Origin of the sequence: Collimonas sp. (assembly GCF_035566375.1) — a bacterium.
GTDB lineage: Bacteria > Pseudomonadota > Gammaproteobacteria > Burkholderiales > Burkholderiaceae_D > Collimonas.
The window spans coordinates 1-6,249 of record NZ_DATMRK010000014.1; the positions used below are offsets into that span (position 1 = coordinate 1).

The following is a 6,249-nucleotide window of genomic DNA, read 5'->3' on the forward strand; positions in this document are numbered from 1 at the left end:
TTGATGTCGTATATTAGTTGCGCAGTTAATCTGCGGATATCTCAACCGAGAGGAGAAACATGAATAAATTAGCAAAACTCGTCTTCGCTGCGTCCGCAGTCGTCGCACTCTCTGCCTCCGCGCAGGAAATCAAAGATATCCAGGCAAACACCCCGAACAGTGCTTATGTGCAAGATGCACGCGGTACAATCGCACGTGACCCGTACGGTCTGTGCTGGCACACTGGCTACTGGACACCAGCTGACTCGGTTCCAGGTTGCGACGGCGAAATCGCCCAAGCAGCACCTGCACCAGTAGCTCCAGCACCAGCACCAGCTCCAGTTCCAGCACCAGCTCCAGTTTCGCAAAAAGTTACTTTTGCTGCTGACGCATTCTTTGACTTCGACAAAGCTGTCCTGAAGCCAGAAGGCAAAGCAAAACTGGATGATCTGACATCGAAACTGGGCGCAATCAACCTGGAAGTCATCATCGCTGTTGGCCATACTGACTCGGTCGGTTCGGTTGCTTACAACCAAAAGCTGTCGGTTCGTCGCGCTGAAGCTGTTAAGGCATACTTGGTACACAAGGGTGTCGAAGCTAACCGTGTTTACACCGAAGGTAAAGGCAAGTCGCAACCGGTCGCTGATAACAAGACCGCTGCTGGCCGCGCTAAAAACCGTCGCGTTGAAATCGAAGTTGTTGGTACCAACAAGTAATCGATTCAAGCTCGATCAGAACCCCGCCTTGGCGGGGTTTTTTTTCGTACAAAAACAAGATGCCACCAGGCAATTTGAAAACTTTGGACGACGGTTTTTAATCAGGTAACAAACCGCAAAACCTTACTTTCCAGCTATGATTCAACCTATGAACGCAGACCCATCAGAACTCAAGAAATTCAGCGACCTGGCTCACCGGTGGTGGGATCCCGAATCCGAATTCCGCCCTCTGCATGAGATCAATCCCTTGCGCCTGGAATGGATCAACTCGCGCGCCCCGCTCACCGGCAAGAATGTGCTCGATATCGGCTGCGGCGGTGGCATTCTGGCCGAATCCATGGCCAGGAAAGGCGCTACCGTTACCGGCATCGACCTGTCCGACAAAGCCTTGAAGGTAGCTGATCTGCATAGCCTGGAATCTGGCATTCAGGTCCGTTATGAAAAAATTGCCGCCGAAGAAATGGCCAACCGCGAAGCCGGGCAATTCGATGTAGTGACTTGCATGGAGATGCTGGAGCACGTCCCCGATCCGGCATCCATCGTGCGCGCCTGCGCCACACTGGTGAAACCCGGCGGACAAGTGTTTTTTTCGACCTTAAACCGCAATCTGAAAGCTTACCTGCAGGCGGTCCTGGCAGCCGAATACCTGTTACGCATGTTACCCAAAGGCACGCATGATTACGCCAAGTTCATCACACCGGCCGAACTGGCGCAATTCACCCGCAACGCCGGCCTGACGGTCGACGCCATGCGCGGCATGAGTTACAACCCGCTCACTCAGATCTACTCGCTCAACCAGGATACCAGCGTCAACTATCTGATGGCCTGCACCCGGCCCGCATAAAGCCCCGCTCTGCTTGGCATCGTGTTGCCGGCCATTTTTTGCACTTTAGGAATTACCATGCCCCTGCCAATGCCGCGCGCCATCCTGTTCGACCTTGACGGGACGCTTGCCGACACTGCCCCTGACCTGGCAGCAGCGCTTAACCGGCTGCGCAACGACCGCGGCTTGAGCAACACGCCATATGAACAACTACGGCCCCACACTTCTGCCGGCGCGCGCGGCATGATAGGCGCCGCCTTCGGCCTGAAACCGGGTGATCCTGACTATGAAGAACTGCGGATCGCTTTCCTTGATCATTACGCCGCCGCGCTGGCGGTCGACAGCACCCTGTTCGATGGCATACCCGCCCTGCTCAACGATCTGCGCCAGCGCAATCTGGGCTGGGGAGTCGTCACTAACAAGGCCGCCAGGTTTACCGATCCGCTGGTTTCGCAGATCGGCCTGGCAGATGCGGATTGCGTCATTTCCGGCGACACCACCGCTCACGCGAAACCCCATCCGGCGCCACTGCTGGAAGCGGCGCGACGCCTCAATTTGCAACCGCAGGAATGCTGGTATGTGGGCGACGATTTGCGCGACATCCAAGCCGGCCGCGCAGCTGGCATGGCGACCGTGGCCGTGGCCTGGGGTTATTGCGGCGAGAGCGCGCCAAGTTCCTGGGAAGCAGATGCTCTGATCGATACCCCACTCCAATTGCTGGCCTTACTGCCACAACAATAATTTCCACGTACAGAATCGGCGCATACGCTTGCGCATGACTGAAGTTTGATGGATTGAATGAATCAGCGGGCAATGCTGTCTGACGGTATATTGTGGACATCCTTGCCCATAAGGAAAAAAAATGGCAAATATCCCTCGACCCTCCTGGCTGCCACGCGCCATACGCTGGGCCGGCATCACAGTCGTCACTTTACTGGTGCTGGCACTCATCAGCTGGCTAGCGGTGCCACCTGTCGCCAAACATCTGGTAGAACAACAAATTGAAACCCAGATCGGCCGCAAGGCAACGGTCGGCAAGATCGCCTTCAACCCCTTCACCCTGACTCTGACGGCAGCCGATTTCACGCTCTACGAACAAGACAAAACCACAGCGGCATTCTCGGCAAAAACACTGCTGCTCAATACCTCATATGCTTCGTTGTTTCGACTGGCGCCGGTACTGAACGAAGCCAAACTGGTCAATCCCAATCTGCATATCGTGCGCACCAGCGCCGACGGCATCGGCCGCTACAACTTCTCAGATATCATAGACCGCATCCTGGCGAAGCCAAAGAGCGATAAACCGGCTCTATTTTCAGTATCGAATATCCAGCTCGAAAACGGCGTCGTCAAATTCGACGACAAAGTGACCAACAAGCTGGTCGATATACAAGCGCTCAACATCGGTCTGCCCTATATATCGAACTTCCCCAGCAAGATCGACACCTTCGTCCAGCCACATGTCTCGGCCAGGATCAACGGTACGCCGTTCGATCTGAAAGGGCGCAGCAAACCATTCGCCGGCAGCCTCGAAACCGCCCTGGCGATCGATATCGAGCAGCTTGATGTCGCCAGCTATGTGGCGTTTTCTCCGGTGGCGCTGCCACTGGCCATCCAGAGCACCAAACTATCGACCAAGCTCGATCTATCGTTCTTGCGTAGCAAGGACAAGCCCGAAGTATTGCTGTCGGGCGCGATCAAACTGGCCGACGTTGCCCTAGCCGACAAGAATGCGGCGCCGCTGCTCAAAGCGCAGGCGATCAACCTTCAGATTAACAAGCTCAATGTCCTCACCGGCAGCGCCGCACTCGATCACATCGAGATCCAGCAACCGGAAGTCTGGGTCAATCTGAACGCCAGCGGCAGCTTGAACTGGGCTGCTCTGAGCACTCCAGCCGCCAAGCAGGAAATTGTAAAGGATGCGCCGAAAAAAGCAGCGAACCCGCCACCGCAAATGACACTGGCCAAGCTCAGTATCCACGATGGTACGGTCAACTGGCTGGATGCAGCCAACGCCTCGCCGGCGCTGAACCTGCAGGTAAAAAACGTGGCGCTGAATGCGACCCAGCTGTCGCTGGCAGCTGACTCCAAACCTGCGACCGTGACACTTTCAAGCGGCACGGAAAACGATCAGCACATCCAGTTCATCGGCCAGATCACTCCTGCCAAAGGCATCGTCGCCGGCAAGGCCAGCATCAACGCCTTGTCGCTCGCGCAGTACCAGCCCTATGTCAACCGCTCCCTGGCTGCGGTGCTGTCCGGTCAGTTATCGCTCAATACCTTGCTCGCAATCGACGGCAGCCGCATCCAACTGCATCAACTAGGCATAGATGTAGATGATCTCAAAGTGGCGGCAAATGCCAGTGCCGGCGGCAGCATCGGCGCCAAGAAAATCAGGCTGGAAAATGCTAGCGTCGATACTGAAGCGCACACTTTTAATGCCAACGCATTGCGCCTGGCCGGGATACAGGGCGATGTGCGTCGCGACGCCCAGGGCAAACTCAATCTGCAACAATTCGTGGCCCCTGCAGGTGGTTCAAACAAGGCAGTCCCTAGCGCGCCCGCCAAGAAAGCCGGGCCGGAATGGGTCGCTACTCTGAATCAGTTTGCCGTCAGCGACAGCAGCCTTACTTATCTCGACAACGCTGTGAAACCAGCGGTCAATCTGCGTGCCGACGGCCTCAACCTGAGCGCCGACAATATCTCCAGCAAGCTCGACAAACCGATCAAGATGACGCTGCGCACCCAGCTCAATAAAACCGGCAAATTATCGGTCGACGGCAGCGTCGCAGCGCAAATGAAATCGATCGCTCTCGACCTCGATGCGCAAGATCTGCCGGTCGCCGCGTTGCAACCGTATTTCACCGATTACCTGAATGTGACGTTGACCTCCGGCCTGGCCAGTACCAAGGGCAAGTTGCTACTGACGCCGCCTAGCGGCCGCCAGCAACTCGCTACCAGTTATAACGGCAACCTGCGCCTGGCCAATTTCCGCGTGCTCGACAAGGAAAATTCAGCGGATTTCCTGAAGTGGAAACTACTCGATGTCAGCGGTATCAACGCCAATATCGGTGGCGCCCAGCAAAACGTCACTCTGGCAAAAATCGCCCTCAACGATTTCTATGCGCGCATCATTTTGTCGGAATCCGCCAAACTCAACCTGCAAGATATCGTGGTATCGAAGAATGCACCGGCAGGCGCGCCGACGCCCTCGCTGACCTCGGCTGAACCAGGCGCTGCGGCGCAAAAGACCACGAAAACGACCTCCGAAGGCACTACCACTGTGGCGCCGATCGCACCCGCCGCACCCAAGGCCAACGCACCGGTGATCAAGATCGGCCAGGTCGTCATCAAGGGCGGCAACATCAACTACACCGATAATTTCGTCAAACCGAACTACACCGCTAACATGACCGGCATGAACGGTACCGTCGGCGCGATCGCCTCCGACAAGCCGCAGCCGGCGCCGATAGACTTGAACGGCAAGATCGACAACGACGCGCCAGTGGCCATTTCCGGCTCCCTGAATCCCCTGTTCAAACCGATGTTCCTCGACATCAAGGCTAGCGCCAACGGTGTCGAACTTCCGCGTCTGACGCCCTATGCCGCCAAGTACGCCGGCTACGCCATCGAAAAGGGCAAGCTGTCGATGGATGTCAACTATCACATCGAAAACGACAAACTGGTAGCCCAGAACAGCGTCCGCATCGATCAGTTGACCTTCGGCGACAAGATCGACAGCCCAACCGCCACCAAACTGCCGGTGCTGTTGGCGGTTGCCTTGCTGAAGGACCGTAACGGCCAGATCAACATCAACCTGCCGATTTCCGGCACCTTGTCGGATCCGGAGTTTTCGATAGGCGGCATCATCGTCCGCATCTTCGTCAATCTGATCGTCAAAGCCGTCACCTCGCCATTCGCGCTGATCAGTTCGGCCTTCGGCGGCAGCGGCGGTGACGAGCTCGGCTACGCTGAATTCGCTCCCGGTTCAGCCACACTGACGGCGGCCACGCAAAGCAAGCTGGACACCTTGGCCAAGGCGTTGACCGACCGCCCGGCCCTGAAGCTGGACCTGATCGGCCGGGTCGATCCGAAAAGCGATACCGATGGCGTCCGTCAGCAAATCCTCAACCGCAAGCTGAAAGCGTTGAAACTCAAGGATTCGGCTAGCCAAAGCGAGGATGCGCAATCGGACGACGTGACCTTGACCGATGCCGATAAAGATAAATACATGGGGAAAGTGTATAGCTCGGAAAAATTCGACAAGCCGCGCAATGTCATCGGCCTGGCAAAATCGCTGCCGACCGCCGACATGGAAAAACTCATCGTCGCCAATACCACGGTAACCCAGGACGCCTTGAGCGCACTGGCAACCAGACGCGCCGAGGTGGTCCGCAAGTATCTGGAAACCAAGGGCCAGATCCCACTGGAGCGAATCTTCCTGATAGCGCCAAAACTGACTGCCGACGGCATCAAGGACAAGGGGCAGCCGAGCCGGGTCGATTTTGCCTTGAAATAAGAGGCTTTCATCCCGCTTTCAATTTAGGCAAGGCCCTGACAGGGAAGCCCCAAGTACGCTACAATGGTGATCTGCTTGGGGGCGACCTGGTTTCGACGTGGGTTACAAAGCAGCGCAGGGCATACCGAGGACCGACTACCTCGTAAATACAATCGGAATAGATCTAACTGCAAACGATAACTCGTACGCACTAGCCGCTTAATAACCGGTTA

4 protein-coding genes and 1 other RNA gene are annotated in these 6,249 nt (G+C 56.4%); all 5 read left to right on the forward strand.

Going from position 1 to position 6,249, the window contains the following annotated elements:
* Nucleotides 1-59: 59 nt before the first annotated feature.
* Entirely contained in the window at nt 60-695 is a 636-nt protein-coding gene (gene ompA, locus VNZ60_RS04030; RefSeq protein WP_325657140.1) for an outer membrane protein OmpA, read from the forward strand.
* Between the two features lie 148 nt (nt 696-843).
* On the forward strand, nt 844-1,539 hold the full coding sequence (gene ubiG / locus VNZ60_RS04035) for a bifunctional 2-polyprenyl-6-hydroxyphenol methylase/3-demethylubiquinol 3-O-methyltransferase UbiG (RefSeq protein WP_325657141.1): 696 nt from the start codon (nt 844-846) through the stop codon (nt 1,537-1,539).
* 57 nt (nt 1,540-1,596) lie between these two features.
* The gene (locus tag VNZ60_RS04040) at nt 1,597-2,259 is read left to right on the forward strand and encodes an HAD family hydrolase (RefSeq protein WP_325657142.1); all 663 of its coding nucleotides are present in this window, start codon (nt 1,597-1,599) and stop codon (nt 2,257-2,259) included.
* Nucleotides 2,260-2,380: 121 nt separating this feature from the next.
* Nucleotides 2,381-6,037, forward strand: coding sequence for a DUF748 domain-containing protein (locus VNZ60_RS04045; RefSeq protein ID WP_325657143.1), 3,657 nt, complete (start codon nt 2,381-2,383; stop codon nt 6,035-6,037).
* A gap of 77 nt (nt 6,038-6,114) precedes the next feature.
* Nucleotides 6,115-6,249, forward strand: a transfer-messenger RNA (tmRNA) gene (ssrA, locus tag VNZ60_RS04050); the annotation flags it as partial.